The organism is Psychrobacter sp. DAB_AL62B, assembly GCF_028895345.1.
In the GTDB taxonomy this organism is placed as follows: Bacteria; Pseudomonadota; Gammaproteobacteria; order Pseudomonadales; family Moraxellaceae; genus Psychrobacter.
In genome coordinates this window covers 62831-80260 of the sequence record NZ_SAXC01000002.1, presented here as the reverse complement: position 1 = coordinate 80260, position 17430 = coordinate 62831, and the positions used below count along the sequence as shown (strand labels likewise).

The 17430-nt window shown below is 41.3% G+C and carries 15 protein-coding genes and 2 tRNA genes; 3 read left to right on the top strand and 14 right to left on the bottom strand.

The window, feature by feature from the left end; all coding sequences use genetic code 11:
• Nucleotides 1-29 precede the first annotated feature (29 nt).
• Together EPB74_RS03295 and EPB74_RS03290 are read left to right on the top strand one after the other, a co-directional pair.
• Nucleotides 30-563, top strand: coding sequence for a hypothetical protein (locus tag EPB74_RS03295; RefSeq protein ID WP_274902751.1), 534 nt, complete (start codon nt 30-32; stop codon nt 561-563).
• 26 nt (nt 564-589) lie between these two features.
• Nucleotides 590-1153, top strand: a complete 564-nt coding sequence (locus EPB74_RS03290; RefSeq protein ID WP_274902750.1) for a hypothetical protein — start codon at nt 590-592, stop codon at nt 1151-1153.
• A 113-nt stretch (nt 1154-1266) separates the two neighbouring features.
• On the opposite strand, the gene pnp is transcribed toward EPB74_RS03290, so the two are convergent.
• The 14 genes from pnp to tpiA all read right to left on the bottom strand — a co-directional run bounded on the left by pnp (nt 1267) and on the right by tpiA (nt 15157).
• The gene (gene pnp / locus EPB74_RS03285; RefSeq protein ID WP_079690573.1) at nt 1267-3369 is read right to left on the bottom strand and encodes a polyribonucleotide nucleotidyltransferase; all 2103 of its coding nucleotides are present in this window, start codon (nt 3367-3369) and stop codon (nt 1267-1269) included.
• Between the two features lie 800 nt (nt 3370-4169).
• On the bottom strand, nt 4170-4436 hold the full coding sequence (gene rpsO, locus EPB74_RS03280; RefSeq protein WP_079690572.1) for a 30S ribosomal protein S15: 267 nt from the start codon (nt 4434-4436) through the stop codon (nt 4170-4172).
• Nucleotides 4437-4693: 257 nt separating this feature from the next.
• Nucleotides 4694-4879: a hypothetical protein gene (locus EPB74_RS03275; protein WP_079690571.1), complete on the bottom strand. Its 186-nt coding sequence runs from the start codon at nt 4877-4879 to the stop codon at nt 4694-4696.
• 159 nt (nt 4880-5038) lie between these two features.
• Complete coding sequence (locus tag EPB74_RS03270; protein ID WP_165767643.1) at nt 5039-5209, bottom strand: hypothetical protein; 171 nt, start codon at nt 5207-5209, stop codon at nt 5039-5041.
• A 57-nt stretch (nt 5210-5266) separates the two neighbouring features.
• The gene (locus EPB74_RS03265) at nt 5267-5791 is read right to left on the bottom strand and encodes a type 1 glutamine amidotransferase domain-containing protein (protein WP_274902748.1); all 525 of its coding nucleotides are present in this window, start codon (nt 5789-5791) and stop codon (nt 5267-5269) included.
• Nucleotides 5792-6126: 335 nt separating this feature from the next.
• Entirely contained in the window at nt 6127-7206 is a 1080-nt protein-coding gene (truB, locus tag EPB74_RS03260; protein WP_274902747.1) for a tRNA pseudouridine(55) synthase TruB, read from the bottom strand.
• Nucleotides 7207-7223: 17 nt separating this feature from the next.
• Nucleotides 7224-7628 (bottom strand): ribosome-binding factor A, encoded by a 405-nt coding sequence (locus EPB74_RS03255; RefSeq protein WP_079690568.1) that lies wholly within the window; start codon nt 7626-7628, stop codon nt 7224-7226.
• 295 nt (nt 7629-7923) lie between these two features.
• Nucleotides 7924-10650 (bottom strand): translation initiation factor IF-2, encoded by a 2727-nt coding sequence (infB, locus tag EPB74_RS03250; protein WP_089555605.1) that lies wholly within the window; start codon nt 10648-10650, stop codon nt 7924-7926.
• Nucleotides 10651-10801: 151 nt separating this feature from the next.
• The gene (gene nusA / locus EPB74_RS03245) at nt 10802-12286 is read right to left on the bottom strand and encodes a transcription termination factor NusA (protein WP_079690566.1); all 1485 of its coding nucleotides are present in this window, start codon (nt 12284-12286) and stop codon (nt 10802-10804) included.
• Nucleotides 12287-12459: 173 nt separating this feature from the next.
• The gene (rimP, locus tag EPB74_RS03240) at nt 12460-12960 is read right to left on the bottom strand and encodes a ribosome maturation factor RimP (RefSeq protein ID WP_079690565.1); all 501 of its coding nucleotides are present in this window, start codon (nt 12958-12960) and stop codon (nt 12460-12462) included.
• Between the two features lie 419 nt (nt 12961-13379).
• Nucleotides 13380-13456, bottom strand: a tRNA-Met gene (locus EPB74_RS03235).
• Nucleotides 13457-13577: 121 nt separating this feature from the next.
• Nucleotides 13578-13662: transfer RNA gene (locus tag EPB74_RS03230), tRNA-Leu, on the bottom strand.
• A 159-nt stretch (nt 13663-13821) separates the two neighbouring features.
• A complete protein-coding gene (gene secG / locus EPB74_RS03225; RefSeq protein WP_079692976.1) occupies nt 13822-14130 on the bottom strand; it encodes a preprotein translocase subunit SecG in 309 nt (102 codons plus the stop codon).
• Between the two features lie 217 nt (nt 14131-14347).
• Nucleotides 14348-15157 carry a triose-phosphate isomerase gene (tpiA, locus tag EPB74_RS03220; protein ID WP_274902744.1) on the bottom strand — a complete coding sequence of 270 codons (810 nt, stop codon included), beginning with the start codon at nt 15155-15157 and terminating at the stop codon, nt 14348-14350.
• A 431-nt stretch (nt 15158-15588) separates the two neighbouring features.
• Between tpiA and pilB the strand changes: the two genes are divergently transcribed.
• Nucleotides 15589-17298, top strand: coding sequence for a type IV-A pilus assembly ATPase PilB (gene pilB, locus EPB74_RS03215; RefSeq protein ID WP_274902743.1), 1710 nt, complete (start codon nt 15589-15591; stop codon nt 17296-17298).
• Nucleotides 17299-17430 lie beyond the last annotated feature (132 nt).

Genomic DNA, 17430 nt, shown 5'->3' with positions numbered 1-17430 from the left:
TTATATTTTTTACATAAATCGACTGTGGTATGAAAAACAAAAAAATACGTCCTTTATCTGCCAAAGCATCAAAAAAAAAGTCTACCAATCCTACTAAGCTACGCCAAAAATGGTGGTTTGCTATTATATTGATAGCGTTATTGATTGGTTATTTGGTTTGGAAAAACTCTCTACCTGCAGCTAACACGACCGCTGTAGAAAGCTTACCGACTACTACTGAACAAACTGAGGCTGTACCGTCTACTGCTACATCATTAGACAATGTGGTAAAAGATGGTACTTTAGATGACAGCCAAGCTATCGCTGCTGTTACAGATACTGAAGCACCTGACCCCGAGACTATCTTAAATGCGCCTCTACCGGAAACGGATAGCTTAGCTAAAGAAGAGATTGATCGCTTAGAGGACGAACGTAAACGCTTGGCTGAACAGGAAAAGCTAGCCACTGAACAAATTACTATGACTAAGCAACTGACAGAGATGAAAGCTGAGCAAATCGAATTGCTCGAACAGCAAATCGCTCAGCTAGAGGCAGATACAAACGCTAAAACCAGCGCTAAATAACATAAATTTTTATCAAGGGGATGATGATGGCAACGTTGCAACTCACTCATGCCCCTGTTTTAAATAGCAGTGCGCAGCTATTAATTCTGCCAGTCAATACCGCAGGTGTGCTTTTAGACCCTATCCTTACACGAACCAAGCGTCTATATCCAGATAATTACCAACGCTACTATCGTGCTTGCCGTGATGGTAGCTTGGAAGTCGGTAGCTGTTTACTTCATAAACGCTCCCGTGAGCAAGCGGGGCTGGCTGTTAGTAGCAATGGTAACCAACCCAGTTATATTGCCAACCTCGTCATCTCAGACCATCCTTATCATCCGACAAGATTGCGCTGGTTAACGGCAGCTTTGGTTGATTTGCAGCAACAGCTTATAGCGCTGATACGCTATCAAGGTGTTCGTAGAGTTGCGCTGCTAGCACGTCCACTTATTTTTAATCATCCGCGACAAGATACGATCGATGAATCTAGCCTAGAAAATCTAGTTCCTCTAGATTGGTATGCCGATTGCTTACCGCTACTGACGCAGAAGTTACAAGATTTACCTAAGCTGCGCATCGATATTCATCTTCCTAAAGATATCACTCTTTAATTACCTTCCTATCTTGTACGCTCTTTTTTAAAGCCATAAAAAAACCGCCTTGAGCACTGATAATAAGTGACTCAAAGCGGTTTTTTATTTCTTATTACATCAAATATCGAGCCTTAGCTTTGCTCAATACCTTTCATAGTCAATTTAATGCGACCACGGTTATCAACGTCTTGTACCAATACTTTAACGATTTGACCTTCTTTTAGATAGTCAGATACATTCTCTACGCGCTCATCTGCGATTTGTGAGATATGAACTAAGCCATCAGTGTTTGGTAAAACGTTAATGAAGGCACCAAAGTCAACGATACGAGCAACCGTACCTTCATATGTTTTGCCCACTTCAACTTCAGCAGTTAAGGCTTCGATTTTACCGATAGCCGCTTTGGTTGCTGCTTTATTTTCGCCAAAGATACGAATAGTACCAGCGTCATCAATATCAATAACGGCACCAGTTTCTTCCGTTAGCTGACGGATAGTTGCGCCACCTTTACCGATAACATCACGGATTTTGTCAGGATTGATTTCGATAACGGCATAGTTAGGCGCATGTGCATTAATTTCAGTACGGCTCTCAGGCAATACTTTATTCATCGCGTCTAAGATATGGATACGACCAGCATGGGCTTGTTTTAACGCTTGCTCCATGATATCTGGCGTAATACCTTCGATTTTGATATCCATCTGAAGGGCGGTGATACCATCTTTAGAACCAGCAACTTTAAAGTCCATATCGCCAAGATGATCTTCATCACCTAAGATATCAGACAGTACAGCAAAGCGCTCGCCTTCTTTTACTAAACCCATTGCGATACCAGCAACTGGTGCTTTGATTGGTACACCAGCGTCCATCAATGCCAAGCTTGCGCCGCAAACTGAAGCCATAGACGATGAACCGTTTGATTCAGTGATTTCTGATACCACACGAATAACATACGGGAAGCGTTCGCTATCAGGAAGCATCGCCTGTACACCACGGCGCGCTAGGCGACCATGACCGATTTCACGACGTTTAGGAATGCCTTCACGACCAGTCTCACCCACTGAGAAATGCGGGAAGTTGTAATGCAACATGAAATGGTCACGAATCGTACCCGCTAGCGAGTCAATCATATTGACGTCACGGCTGTTACCAAGCGTCGTCGTTACCAAAGCCTGAGTTTCACCGCGGGTAAATAGCGCTGAACCATGAGTAAATGGTAATACACCTACTTGCACATCAATGGCACGAACTGTTTCAAGATCACGACCATCAATACGTGGCTTACCAGACAAGATATTGTCACGAACCGTACGGTATTTTAGATCGTTATAAATTTCTTTTAGCTCAGATACTGTATCGCTATAAGTTTCTGACTCTGCATCACCAGCAAGCGCAGCAAGAGCAGCTTGTTTAACTTCATCAAGCTTGGTATAACGCTCTTGTTTATCAGTAATGGTGTAGGCATCAGAAACCTGCGCACCGAACTGCTCTTTCATGCCGTTCGATAATGCTTCGTCACGCTTAGGAGAAGTGAACTGCTGCTTAGCGGTACCTACTTCTGCTGCTAGTGAGGCAATGTTATCAATAACGATTTGCTGCTGCTGATGACCGTACAATACTGCGCCTAACATTTGATCTTCTGACAACTCTTTAGCTTCTGACTCAACCATCAATACTGCCGATTTAGTACCAGCAACGATCAAGTCAAGATCACTTTCTTTAAGTTCTTCAAGAGTCGGGTTTAAAACATATTCACCATTAATAAAGCCAACGCGTGCACCGGCAACAGGCCCATTAAATGGCGCGTCAGAGATAGCTAGTGCAGCTGATGCACCAATCAATGCCGCGATATCTGCCGACTGACTTTTATCTGATGATACAACCGTCGCCGTGATTTGAATTTCGTTCAAATAGCCTTCAGGGAACAGTGGACGAATCGGACGGTCAATCAGGCGCGAGGTTAAGGTTTCAGACTCACTCGCACGGCCTTCACGTTTGCCATAAGCACCTGGGATTTTACCCGCTGCATACATTTTTTCTTGATAGTTAACTGTCAATGGGAAGAAGTTTTGACCTTCTTTCGCTTCCGACTTAACAACGGCTGCTACTAGTACAGTTACGCCGCCCATATGAACTAAAATAGAGTTGGCTTGGCGAGCGATACGACCTGTTTCGATCACAACCTGTTGGTTGCCGTACTGGAATTCACGCTTAATGGTATTAAACATTGTCATATAATTTTCCTAATATTGACTGACGAAAGTAATATCAGCGTTATAAAAGCTGATACCTGTCATTAAAAATTCTTTGTATTTCTTTGTACATAGCCCCTAATTAACCATTAGTCGATTAAAAAGTCGCGTCAATTAGGGCTAATATCCTTACCTATTTATCTTATGTATTTGCCTGTCTATGCATTTACCTATCATGAGCACAATACTTTTACGTGTGTTCAGTTTTTCGAATTCGGTTTTATATAAGTACTATCAAAAGTGACACCAAAAACGCTACCAAGTCGAAACCATGCATGCATGATACTGGTTACTTTCTTTAATAAAATATTAATGCTTAGCATAGATACTTTATAAGTAGATATTTGATAGATGGTTAGCCATATAACGATCAGCTGTATAACTAATAGCGCGATAAAACTTACAAGGCATTATTTTACAGTGATTTATGACCATTGACCAATTAAATGCAAAGCTGCCTATTTATTGATAGTAAATACTTATCAATAACAATTCTTTATTAATAATGACTACTGAGGTTTAGCGCAAGCCATCATAATTTAACTCTGCGTCTTTAGCACTTACGCTGCAATAATCACATAATATGAGCTTGGAGCCTGTAAGCTAACTTAACCACAATAATAAGCATAAAAAAACGGCGTGAAACTATTCCACACCGTTTTAGAAAAATCTATTTTATCGATATCAACAAGCAAGTTCCAAATGGCTTGACCAAAAATCCGAAATATTGCCTTATTAAAGCATATTTTGTTTTAGCGACCACTTGTACTACTGTCGTCAAATTAACGACGTAGACCTAACTGGCTAATAAGGGTGGTATAGCGACCAAGATCTTTACCTTTTAGGTAATCAAGCAGTTTACGGCGGGTATTAACCATACGGATAAGACCGCGGCGGCTGTGATGATCAGCTTTGTGCGCTTTAAAATGGTTTTGCAAATCGTTGATACGAGCGCTTAACAAGGCTACTTGAACTTCTGGTGAGCCTGTGTCATTTTCGCCACGTTGGTATTGAGCAATGATTTGTTCGCGATCGGCATTAGTTAGCATAAATCTCTCCGGCAATGCTAAACATTCTACAATTCATCAATAAATTTTAATGAGTGTAAAATGATAGAATAAATAAAATAGTCTGTATGACATTCGGGACAACCCTGCATTACTAGAGTTGACCTAGTGGTCGACAAACACGTTGTTTAACTTGAAAGCGATTATAACAAAAAACTGCTGAACTAACAGCAGTTTTCCGTATTAGTTTCAACAGTTTTAAGAAATAAACTTAGCTTGATAATTTGTTTACAAAAGCCTTATTTATGTTTATTTTTCTTAACGTCATCTTCAGTCGCGTTGCCACCAAGTGCATCATCATCTAACGGTACTGTGGTTGCTTCCGCTAAACTATCAGGAATTACGTCTTGGCTAGGATTGATATCGTCAGCTAGTTTTTGTATCTTTTGTTCTTGCTTATCCATATCTTTCTGTGATTTATCCATAACAGCTCTCCTAGTATATTAATATTAGAATTCAAAATTAAATAATCTTAATAAATTTAAATGTGAAGTATATTATTAGGAATGCTAACCGTTTGAGCAGTTAGCATTTTTAGTTTACTAATTAAAAATTTAAAACACACATCGAACCTAAATTAAATTTTATTTATCTTCTTTATCTTTTTTAGCTTCTTCTGCGTTATTAGCGATACGATCTGCTGCCGCGTCAGTATCTTTTGTATAATTACTTTCAGTTTGGTTTTTTAATGAGGCTTCAGCTGCGTCAGAACGTTGTTGTTCGAGCTTAGTATCATTTGGATTAGAATTTGACATATTATTTTCCTTTTTATGATTGTAATTGGCTATGAAAATCAATAATGATAATTGAAATTATGATAGAGCTTTATCGATAGCTTCGACGAAATTTTTAATATCGTCTGGGTTGCGTGAGGTAATCAAATTACCATCAATTTGTACCGTTTTGTCTACAAATTTTGCCCCAGCATTTTCTAAATCAATCTGTAATGTCTGATAAGCTGTCAGTGTTTTTCCTTTTGCAATACCTGTATTAACAAGCACCCAAGGGGCGTGGCAGATGACAGCTAATGGCTTTCCGGCATCGTTAATAGCATTAATGATGCCATGCGCTTCTTTATTGCCGCGTATGGTATCCGCATTTACCGTACCACCTGGCAACACTAAAGCATCGTAATCAGCAACTTTTGCGTCTTTAGCAAATATATCGGCGCTGAAAGTATCGCCTTTGTTGACATCTTGCTTCATGCCTTGAACTTCTTTTTGTTTATCAGTAGTAATAAGAAGGGTCTTATAACCTTTATCTTTTAGCTGGTTATTAACCTCTTCATATTCTGCTTGTTCAAAATTATTGTGTAATAAAAAAGCAATAGTTTTCATAACATTCCTTATATTTTAATATTTTATAGGCTAGTTTTCTTGTTTTTCTTATAATGGTATTTAATTTAAAATCTCAGAAATTGCTTTATATTAGTTAATATCTTTTTATTTTTATATGAAAAATTTATTATTAACTATATTTTTTATTATATTAATATTTCTACTTTTTATTATTGTACAACTTTCCCTAGCTGACTAAACTACGATACAAAAAAAGCAGGTTTCACTATAGGTGAAACCTGCAATAAAATGTGACGATATGTGATTAGTGTAAATTCTTAGTAAGTTTTACAGACTTTCAGTTATAAAAATAGGGATAAAATAAGAACTTAATATTATAACTGAATCAATTTTTTAGGTTGCAATCGACCATTGAGACTCACAGCGCCGAGACCAATAAATTGTCCCTGCTCATTTATGAGACAGATATCTACCGCTATCTCATGCAATAATGGTGCTTCTGTATCATTTTTACTATCATCAATATTTTGTTTATTATCATCAATACATGGCTGTTGAGCTATGGTCATTTTAATATAGCTTTGCAAATCATCAGTCAGCTGCTCAAATACATTTAGGCGTTGACCCATTTGTACACGTTCACACTGTTCTGCTGACAACGTAAGCTCAGCATCAATATTGACACAAGCATCCACTGGCAATAAATGTGTCTGACGACTCGCTAATGTTAGCGCTTCTAAATCCGCCAAAGCAATTGCTTCGTCTATTTTGAAACCACCAACTTGTAGACGGCGCAATGCAGTCAAATGTCCTAGCGTGTGCAGCGTTTTAGCGATATCTTCTGCTAATACACGTACATAGGTGCCCTTGGAGCACGTCACCGTCAACTGAATCTGCTTATCATCGATAGCTTTTAGGTCGATTGCTTTGAGTACAATATCCCTTGGCGCGCGCTCAATCTCTATACCCGCACGTGCATATTCATATAGCTTTTTACCGTCTTTTTTTAAGGCAGAGTACATCGGCGGAATTTGCTGCTGAGCGCCTAAAAATTGCTGAGCAACTTTGTTTAATAGTACCTCATCAAACGTTGGTATTACAGCCTGTGCGACAATTTTTCCATCGGCATCACCAGTATCAGTTTGGCTACCAAGTAAAATAGTCGCTTGATAAGATTTATCAGCATCAAGCTGATAATGACTAAATTTAGTCGCCTCTCCCAAACAAATAGGCAGTAAACCGGTTGCCATTGGGTCAAGCGTGCCAGTATGACCTGCTTTTTTACTGTCATGATTTGGTGATTTAAATAAATATTTCACCTTTGATACCACTTGCTGTGAGGTCATACCCTGAGGCTTATCTACTAATATAACGCCCGACACTTTAGTTTTGGTGAGCGTTTTATTGGCATTCTTATCAGCTTGCGTAGAGGCTTTTGTAGAGACAATCGACATAATGGCTTTTTACCCTTTTACTCTTGGTTTTCTTGCTCGTCAGACTCATTTAGCTCAGTTTTGGTGACGGCTTTACTAATTAAATCCATCATATAATTACCGCGAGCAGTGACTTCATCATAATGAAAACGCAAACGCGGCGTCGTACGAGTTTTTAGACTATGACTTAGTTCAGTACGCAAAAAGCCTGCTGCCTTATTAAGGACTTTAATACTCTCTTCATGATTGGACTTGGTCATGGCGTCATTGAGCTCTGGCTCCATAATAGTGACATAAATATCAGCATAACCTAGGTCTGGGCTGACTTTAACACTGGAGATGGTGACAAAACCAGTCAGACGCGGATCATTGACGGCGTCACGGATAAGGACAGCAAGCTCACGCTGAATCTGATCAGCTAAACGTTGTAAACGTTGGTTCATGGTATTACCTTGTTTTTAATATGGCTTATCTTTATTGATACTGAACCCAAAAAATACAATGAGCTGTGTGCAACTTGCTTAGCCTGCAAAAAGTAGTACTTACACTTATTTTACTAGCTACTCTAATTTTTGGGAACGGTATTCTTAATAGATTGAATGAATAATATTTGTTAAAAAAGGCCTAGCAGGGTGTACCTGTTAGGCCTAAGTACAGCTGGATATTAAGAGGATATCGGACATGCTTAGCTGGTTAGGCGTATTGCATCATCGAATATCATTCTATCGAACAGCAACTTTAGATAGTACGTGCGAACTCTTGGATCTCAAAGACTTCGATTTTATCGCCATCTTCTACATCATAGCCACGAACGGCTAGACCACATTCCATACCAGTACGTACTTCATTGACGTCTTCTTTGTAGCGACGTAATGATTGCAATTGACCAGTAAAGATAACTTGGTCATTACGTAATACACGGATAGGCTTGTTGCGATAAATTGTACCTTCAACCACCATACAACCGGCAGCTGCACCAAACTTACTAGAGCGGAATACTTCACGAACATCCGCAACACCCAAGATTTTCTCACGATGTTCAGGTGCCAACATACCGCTCATGGCCGCTTTCACATCATCAATCAAGCCATAGATAACACTATAATAGCGAATATCCATGTTAGCTGCATCTGCTTTACGGCGGGCGGTTGCATCTGCACGGACGTTGAAACCTAACAATACTGCTTCACTAGATTCTGCCAATGTCACATCAGACTCAGAGATAGGACCAACACCTGAGCTAATGACCCTGACTTTAACTTCATCCGTTGATAATTCGTTCAGTGCTGCAAGTAGGGCTTCAAGTGAGCCACGAACATCTGTTTTTAGGACAATGTTTAAGAATGACACATTACCTTGTTCCATCTGATCGAACATACTCTCTAAACGCATCGCATTCTGGCGTTCAAGCTGACGCTCACGCTCACGGTTGGTTCTAAAGTCCGCAACTTCACGGGCTTTTTTCTCATCAGTGACGACTAAGAATTCGCTACCAGCAGCTGGCGTTTCAGGTAAACCTAAGATCTCTACAGGGATTGAAGGACCAGCTGATTTAATACGCTGACCATGTTCATCGGTCATCGCACGGACTTTACCATAATGCTCACCGGCTAAGACTAGATCGCCTTGTTTTAACGTTCCTTTTTTAACTAGAACACTAACAACAGGACCGCGACCTTTCTCAAGTCTTGACTCGATGACCACACCTTGAGCTGCACCATCTAACGGCGCTTCTAGCTCCATCAGTTCCGCTTGTAGGCTGATGAGTTCTAAAAGCTCGTCAATACCGTCACCGGTTTTGGCTGAGATGCGAGCCATTGGGGTATCGCCGCCCCACTCTTCTGAAACCACTTCTTTAGCCGTTAATTCATTCAGTACGCGATCAGGATCAGCACTAGGCTTATCCATTTTGTTGATAGCAACAATGATAGGTGTACCAGCGGCGCGAGCATGATCAATCGCTTCTGCAGTTTGTGGCATCATACCGTCATCAGCAGCGACAACGATTACAACGATATCCGTTGCTTGAGCACCACGTGAACGCATTGCACTAAAGGCCGCGTGACCTGGAGTATCAAGGAATGTGATAACACCGCGATCTGTTTTCACATGGTAAGCACCGATATGCTGGGTAATACCGCCCGCTTCGCCAGTCGCGACCTTCGTTGCGCGAATTTTATCTAACAGTGATGTTTTACCATGGTCAACGTGACCCATGATAGTAACAACCGGTGGACGCGTTTGCACGTTACTGCTGCGCTCATCAACAGCATCTTGTAAGTCGTCTTCAACTTTAGTATCACTAACTGGTACTGGATTATGACCCATCTCTTCTACGATTAGACTGGCTGTTGCTTGATCAATCGTATCGTTTTCGCGAGCAATCTCACCCATTTTCATGAGTAATTTAGTTACTTCACGGGCTTTCACTGCCATACGTTGAGCAAGATCAGAAACAGTGATTTGTTCGCTGATTTCTACATCATAAACGATTTTTTCGACAGGCTTTTCAAACTTATGCTGTGCCGACTGGCTTGAACGTAAACCGTTTTTACGGTTTTTAATTTCACGCTCGTCTTGATTCTTACGACGACCACGGCCACGGGCACTAGTGCTACTTGCGCCGCGCTTGATTTCACGACGCTCTTTTTCAAACGATTCTTCTAGCGCATCACCCACCAAACCTTCTGCCAATGGTTCATCTTTACGAACTTCAGCAGCAGGCTGATCCGTATATTGACCGGCCATTTTACGCATTTGCTCAAGCGTACGTTTTTGTGCTTCTTCAGCTTGGGTACGACGTGTTTCTGTTTCAATCTCGCGTAAACGAGCTTCTTCTTTCTCACGCACTTCGCGAGCTTTACGCTCCGCTGCCGTTTCAACTTTTGGTTTGGTCGCAGCGACTTTCTTCTTAGGTTGTTCTTTCGGCTTGACCTCAACTGTGGTCTTACCGCCTTTTTTCACAACCACTGACGTTGAGATATCGTCGTTCTTATCATCAGACTTTTTGCTAGAGCCTAAACTTGCGCGCATCGCGGCTAGAGTAGCCGCCTGACGATCTTCAGATTTTTTCTTAGTAGCAGCACGGTCTTCAGCATCTTTAGCAGCACGCTCTTGCGACTCAATCATCGCCTGTTCGCGTGCAGCCAAATCTTCAGCCATCTTTTCTGGATCAGGCTTTTCGAATACTTTCTTTTTACGCACTTCAACATTAACGCTCTTAGATTTACCTGAAGAGCCAGTCACGCGCGCGGTGCTAGTCGTCTTAGACTTAAGACTAATACGACGCTTGTCTTGCTGACCATGACTTTGCTTTAAATACGTCACCAACTTTTCCTGCTCAAGCTCGGTGACTAGGTCATCCTCTGCGCGAGCAGGCAGTCCAGCATCTACCAGTTGCTGTTTTACAGCACTTGCGGTTTTGCCTACCATATCTGCCAGTTCTTTGACGGTCTTATCTGCCATTTATTATCACCTACTGTCTATTATTTGCTATATGTTCAATTCAGTTGTTGGCTACAAATGATTGGGGTAAGGCTAGTATTTGTATTGCAGTCATACCAGCACTTTATTATCGATAGCATATCACCAAAAGACAGCGATATGCAGTTACCGCTTATTCATTGAACCAAGATTCCCGAGCTTTCATGATGAGTTTTCCTGCGGTTTCGGTATCTAAGCCTTCGATATCTTCTAAATCGAAGACGGCTTGTTCTGCCAAGTCATCAACCGTAATGATGTCTTTTTGTGCCATTTTATAAGCCCAACTGACCGTCATTCCTTCAAGATCTTGTAGTTCTTGACTTGGCTCTTTCATGTTTTGTTGTTTGACTAATTCGTCAGCGATGACCACTTCTTTAGCACGCTCTTGAATCATATCAATCGCTTCATCGTCTAAACCTTCGATATCATAAAAGGTTTCAACTGGCACATAAGCCACTTCTTCAATACTGGTAAAACCAATATCGACAAGCGCTTGTGCTAAATCTTTATCCACTTCTAGACGTTCATAGAATAATTCGATAAAGGCTTTAGATTCGTTTTCTTGACGCTGCTGATACTCTTCTTCTAGCATCATATTAAGCTTATAGCCGGTCAGCTCAGAAGCTAAACGTACGTTTTGACCTTGTGAGCCAATCGCGCGCGCCAACTGATCATTGGTGCTAAAGATAATATCAGCGGTTTTGGTATCTTCATCTAAAATAATACTGCTAACGTCAGCCGGCTCTAAAGAGCTGATGATAAATTGGGCTGGGTCATCTGACCAAACCACCACATCAATACGCTCACCATCAAGCTCTTGCTGTACAGCTTGGATACGTGTACCACGCATACCGATACAAGCGCCAACAGGATCGATACGATGATCATTGGTCTTCACGGCTATTTTAGCACGAGTACCCGGCAAGCGAGCGACATTACGAATTTCAATGATTTGTTCTGCAATCTCAGGCACTTCTTTTTGCATCAGTGCCGAAAGCATTTCAGGATGGGTACGTGACAATAGCAACTGTGCGCCGCGATTTTCACGGTTCACATGATATAAGATGGCATTGATACGTGACTTTGCACGTAGCTGCTCACGTGGCAACATTTGATCGCGCGAAAGATAACCTTCTGCGTTGTCACCTAAATCGATGATATAACCATCGCGTGTCTGTTTTTTCACTTCGCCATACATCATTTCACCAACACGTGGCTCAAAAGCATCAGCTACAAGCGCACGCTCAGCTTCGCGAATTTTTTGGATGATAACTTGTTTGGCTTGTGTGGCCGCAATACGACCGAATTCGATCGACTCAATTTGCTCTTCTTTTATATCACCAATTGACCATTCATCTTGATCAAGATCAGTAATAGCAAGCTGACAAGCAGGCATTTCATGGTCTTCGTCTGCAACCACTGTCCAGTAACGATAAGTATCATAATCGCCAGTCGTACGATCGATGGCAACCCGCACGGCCACTTCTGGCTGTTCGGTATATACTTTTTTCTTGGTCGAAACCACTAAAGCCTCTTCAATTGCTTCAAAGATATCTTCAGGATTTAAGCCCTTTTCATTACTGACAGTTTCTACTACCGTTAAGATTTCACGACTCATGCTATACCTGTCCTATCATTTTTAATTGACTTAAATTTTATAATTTGTGTATTACTGTATATTTTCACCATCAGCTATCTAAGCTATTTGGAGCGTAAAATACCAATTTATAATGAGCGACTTAACCTATCAAATTAAACTATCCATGTTTATAAATTAAACATTTTGATTAACTAAGCATCTTCATAAATTAAATTGGCTTTATCGATATTACTTAATGCAATCTCGAACTGCTCACCGTCGGTGGCAGTCAGCTTTAAAGAGACGGCATCTATGCTATCTAATCTTCCCGTGGCTTTACGGCGTTTTTTGTCACCCTCGCCAATCGCTTGTATCAAACGCAAACTCACTGTTTGACCCACATAGCCATGCATCTGCTCATCTGAGAAAAAGGCACGGTCAAAACCAGGTGAAGATACTTCTAAAATAAACTCACCAGCAATCGGATCATGAACCTCAAGAATACCACTTACTTGGTGATTCACTGCCGCGCAATTTTCAATCGTTACCTGCTTATTCTGGGCTTGCTCTTCTGGCAACGCCTCAATATAAATACGCAACAAAGAGCGATTGCCTTGTGGTGCAAATTCTATGCCCCACAACGCTACATCACAAGCAGCGACCGCAGGGGCAATAATACTGGTTAACTCTGTAACTTTGGTAGAAAGTTTCATAATCTATTAATAATGTCCTATTTACCTATCTGTTGTAGATGCATCGTCTTAATCGTATATCTATAACAGGCAGTATAATCGTTGTATATTGTATTTTTTTTACTACAAACCTAACCCGATATTATATGGATTTTGCTTCTTTATAAGGGCACAACCAATAGATATCAAGCTCAAAAGCTTAGTGCTATTATTATTCATAAAGCAAAACTATCAGCAAAAGAGTATGAAGTAGAAGATAGTGTTGCTTACGATCAATCGCGCAAATAGCGGATATCAACGTACTCTATAGGCATAGAGCTTAGCATAAATAGGATAGATACCGCGATAACACCGACTTTCAGATACAAAAAAACCCACAAGCATAATGGTGGGCTAATTGGCACTGACAGATTTAGTGTACAAAATATCAGTATAAAAAGTGGTAGCGGGGGCTGGATTTGAACCAACGACCTTCGGGTTATGAGCCCGACGAGCTACCAGACTGCTCCACCCCGCATCAATCTAGAACGCGTATTATAGGGAGGTTTTATAGAACTGTCAATCTTTATTTGAAAATAACTTAAAATAAAAATTTTACCTATATAACCACTCATTTAATACGATACAACTTTAAAAATTGGTGCGATTGGGGGGACTTGAACCCCCACAGCTTGCGCCACCACCCCCTCAAGATGGCGTGTCTACCAATTCCACCACAATCGCATTTTTCTGACTGCTCTGTTTTCTAACATCTCGTCTATCATAATTAATGCTTAAGGTAGGCATCGATAGATAAAGACTTATAAAAACAGAAAAGCATTGTAAATGTAACGTCTTAAAATAGCAAGAGCTGCCTGCTTAGAAAACGCTGTTTAAAGACGGCTACTGAGGATTTTGAGTCAAAGGACGCGGCGTTTGTGGTGCTGAAACTGGTGCATCTAGGCGAAACTGATCTTCCGCTTGCTTACGAGCATGGACGGCGAGCGTCATACTGGTGATAAAAAATATGAGGGTCAGCACGGCCGTCGCACGAGTTAAGAAGTTTGCTGTGCCTGCTGCGCCGAATACTGTGCCAGAAGAGCCTGCGCCAAAAGAAGCCCCAGCATCTGCCCCTTTGCCATGCTGTATCAAAATCAAGCCAATCATGGCAATCGCCACGATAATATGCAGGGCTAATATAAACGTATACATGGTGGCCTCTTTTGCCGCGTAATGACGACTGATAACGAAAAATAAATCGTAAGGTTTAATAGTGATAAAGATCAGCGTGTGATGACGCCAAACCAATGCTATAAATAAGGCGCATTGTACACGATTGCAAGGGCACTGTTAAAGCCACTTTTGCCAACTGATAAAGACATTTTACGGATAAAGCAAATAATAAGTCTTTAATCCTTTTTTTTACTTATTAAGTATTGGCTCGACTAAAGGCGTTGGCAATCGCTAAAAAGCTCTCTGCTTTTAGTGAAGCGCCGCCAACCAAGGCGCCGTCAATCATAGAATCTGCAGCAAAACTATCGGCATTATCAGCATTGACACTACCACCATATAAGACAGTAATAGCAGATAGCGACTCCGTAAAGCCTGCAACCGATTGCTTGATATGTTGGTGAGTCGCGCTAACCTCTGCCACGGTAGGCACTTTGCCAGTCCCAATTGCCCATACCGGCTCGTAGGCAATGATTAGACGGGTCGATAACGAATCAATAAGTTTTGGCTGCTGCGCGAGTAAGTCTTTGATGACCGATAACTGGCTGTCGATGACTTCCAACGTTTGCTGAGCATCATATTGTGCTTGGGTCTCACCGATACAGAATACGACGCCCAAGTCTTGCGTTAGTGCGTGAGTCACTTTTTGCAATAAGTCCTCATGAGACTCTTGATGATACTGACGGCGCTCAGAGTGACCAAGGATTGTCCACGTTGCGCCAGCGTCAGCAATTTGTTGCGCTGAACAATCACCTGTATATGCGCCAACAGTAGCACTATGGGCACTAATATCCTGCGCCGCGCACAGTGCTGAGGTGCCTTTTAAACGAGCACTGACAGTAGTTAAATGAATCAGACTTGGCGCTAACATCAACTGACATCGAGCGGTAAACTCTGTATTAGCTTGCTCTGTCGCATTCATGGTAGTAAGTAAGTCATCTAGTAGCGCATTGACATCATGGATCGTCGCTGGATTCTGCTTCCAATTTCCAATTATCCAAGCTTGCATTCTCATCTACCTTGTCTTATGTATGACTGCCAATGTGGCTAATATGCGCGCAAGTATAACAAATATTTCGCAAGTGCTATAGTATAGTGCGTCCAAAATAAAAACTGAGCTTTAACAGCTTGTTTAGTAGATTTCGCTAAGCGGATATTTTTAACTGCTCAAAAGCCCTTTACCCCTATAAAACCTTTAAGCTCACGTAAATTCCTATATGATGCTATCAATATAGAATAAAGTGCAGACAATTAGTTATTTCTATATCTCAAACTATTTTTTAAAATCAATACCTTTAAATGAATACCTCAACATACACATCTTAAAAAAATCGCTTAAACATCATCGCTAGATTGGCTGTTATTTGAACGTGATAAACAGATAGCCTGTGGTTTAGGTAAATATATCGCATATTCGATATCGAGTAAGGAGAAGTCTTAATGTCTATCACAACCAGTAAATACGGTGGCTTAGCGCAGCAGTTGATCAGCGAAGGTATCGTGAGCGAAGCACATATGAAAGCGGCGCAGACTGAGTCGCAACAGCAGCAAATAGGGCTGGTGTCTTATCTAGTAGAGCATAAACTTGCCAACGCTTATCAATTGGCACAGATGCTGTCGCAAGCTTTTGGCGATCCTTTATTTGATCTTGATGCGCTAAGCTCAGATGTCATCCCAAAAGATTTGGTTGATGAGAAAATTGTCCGCAAGTTTAATGCTTTGCCAATCTTTAAGCGTGGACAACGCTTGTTTGTGGCATTAAGTGATCCAACACGTATCGACGCTATCGACGCCATTGCCTTTAACTCACGCTTATCTATTGAAACGATTGTAGTCGAAGAAGATAAGTTGAAAAGGCGTATTGAGAGCCTTTACGCTGATACGATGCAAAGTTTCGATAGCTTTTCTGATAGTGATTTAAATATTGGCTTTGATGAAAGCGAAGAAGAGGAAGGCGAAACCAAACTCTCTGATAGTGTCGAGGAAGCACCGGTAGTAAAATTTGTGAATAAAATGCTGGTTGATGCCATTCGTATGGGAGCATCAGATCTACATTTCGAGCCTTATGAAAAGAGTTATCGGGTACGTTTCCGAGTCGACGGTGTCATGCAAAAAATGGCCAACCCGCCCGTACAACTTGCCAGTAAGATTGCTGCACGCCTAAAAGTTATGTCACAAATGGACATCTCAGAGCGCCGTGTCCCACAAGATGGACGGATTAAGCTTAAAATATCTAAAGATAAAGCCATCGATTTTCGGGTAAGCTGCCTACCTACCCTATTTGGTGAAAAACTTGTCCTACGTATCTTAGATCCATCCTCAGCCATGCTCGGTATTGAAGCGCTCGGTTATGAGCCCGATCAAAAAGAGATGTTTTTAGAGGCACTGCACAAACCGCAAGGAATGCTACTGATTACTGGCCCAACGGGTTCGGGTAAAACAGTTTCTTTATATACAGGAATTAACATACTTAATACCGGTGATACTAATATCTCAACCGCTGAAGATCCCGTCGAGATTAACCTTGAAGGGATTAACCAAGTCAACGTCAACCCGAAAGTGGGACTGACTTTTTCCAGTGCTCTTAAGTCATTCTTACGCCAAGATCCCGATATTGTGATGGTTGGTGAGATTCGTGATCTTGAAACGGCCGAGATTGCTATCAAAGCCGCGCAAACAGGCCACATGGTTCTCTCAACCCTCCATACCAACTCAGCACCTGAGACGTTAACGCGTTTACGAAATATGGGTGTGGCCTCTTTTAATATTGCGACTTCCGTGAATTTGGTGATTGCCCAGCGGTTAGCAAGGCGCTTATGCAAGAATTGTAAAAAGCCTATCAACATTCCACGTCAAAGCTTGCTTGAGCTTGGCTTTAACGATGCTGACTTGGACAATCCAGACCATACTATTTATGAACCCGTAGGCTGTAATGAATGCCGCGAAGGCTACAAGGGCCGTGTCGGTATCTATGAGGTCATGAAAGTCAGCCCTGATATTTCGCGTATCATCATGGAAGACGGTAACGCGATAGATATCAAAGATGCCGCAGTTAAAAATGGTTTTAGAGACTTACGCCGTTCTGGTATTTTAAAAGTTTTACAGGGCGTCACCAGTATTCAAGAAATGATGCGCGTCACCTCTGAATAATATGCATAGCTTAAAAGTAAGAAAAAATAATGCTAAAAACAGAAAGTTTATATCTTGCTTCTTTACCAACAGTAAAAAACAATTAGTCGTGATAGAAAATAAAACAGATATATACTGGTTTTTTGCGCTAAA

Coding starts and splice junctions, on each gene's coding strand:
- EPB74_RS03270 (WP_165767643.1), bottom strand. CDS start 5,209: ATGTCAAATTCTAATCCAAATGATACTAAGCTCGAACAACAACGTTCT.
- EPB74_RS03265 (WP_274902748.1), bottom strand. CDS start 5,791: ATGAAAACTATTGCTTTTTTATTACACAATAATTTTGAACAAGCAGAA.
- EPB74_RS03295 (WP_274902751.1), top strand. CDS start 30: ATGAAAAACAAAAAAATACGTCCTTTATCTGCCAAAGCATCAAAAAAA.
- rpsO (WP_079690572.1), bottom strand. CDS start 4,436: ATGCTAACTAATGCCGATCGCGAACAAATCATTGCTCAATACCAACGT.
- EPB74_RS03290 (WP_274902750.1), top strand. CDS start 590: ATGGCAACGTTGCAACTCACTCATGCCCCTGTTTTAAATAGCAGTGCG.
- EPB74_RS03255 (WP_079690568.1), bottom strand. CDS start 7,628: ATGAACCAACGTTTACAACGTTTAGCTGATCAGATTCAGCGTGAGCTT.
- rimP (WP_079690565.1), bottom strand. CDS start 12,960: ATGAAACTTTCTACCAAAGTTACAGAGTTAACCAGTATTATTGCCCCT.
- tpiA (WP_274902744.1), bottom strand. CDS start 15,157: ATGCAAGCTTGGATAATTGGAAATTGGAAGCAGAATCCAGCGACGATC.
- infB (WP_089555605.1), bottom strand. CDS start 10,650: ATGGCAGATAAGACCGTCAAAGAACTGGCAGATATGGTAGGCAAAACC.
- EPB74_RS03275 (WP_079690571.1), bottom strand. CDS start 4,879: ATGGATAAATCACAGAAAGATATGGATAAGCAAGAACAAAAGATACAA.
- truB (WP_274902747.1), bottom strand. CDS start 7,206: ATGTCGATTGTCTCTACAAAAGCCTCTACGCAAGCTGATAAGAATGCC.
- nusA (WP_079690566.1), bottom strand. CDS start 12,286: ATGAGTCGTGAAATCTTAACGGTAGTAGAAACTGTCAGTAATGAAAAG.
- pnp (WP_079690573.1), bottom strand. CDS start 3,369: ATGACAATGTTTAATACCATTAAGCGTGAATTCCAGTACGGCAACCAA.
- secG (WP_079692976.1), bottom strand. CDS start 14,130: ATGTATACGTTTATATTAGCCCTGCATATTATCGTGGCGATTGCCATG.
- pilB (WP_274902743.1), top strand. CDS start 15,589: ATGTCTATCACAACCAGTAAATACGGTGGCTTAGCGCAGCAGTTGATC.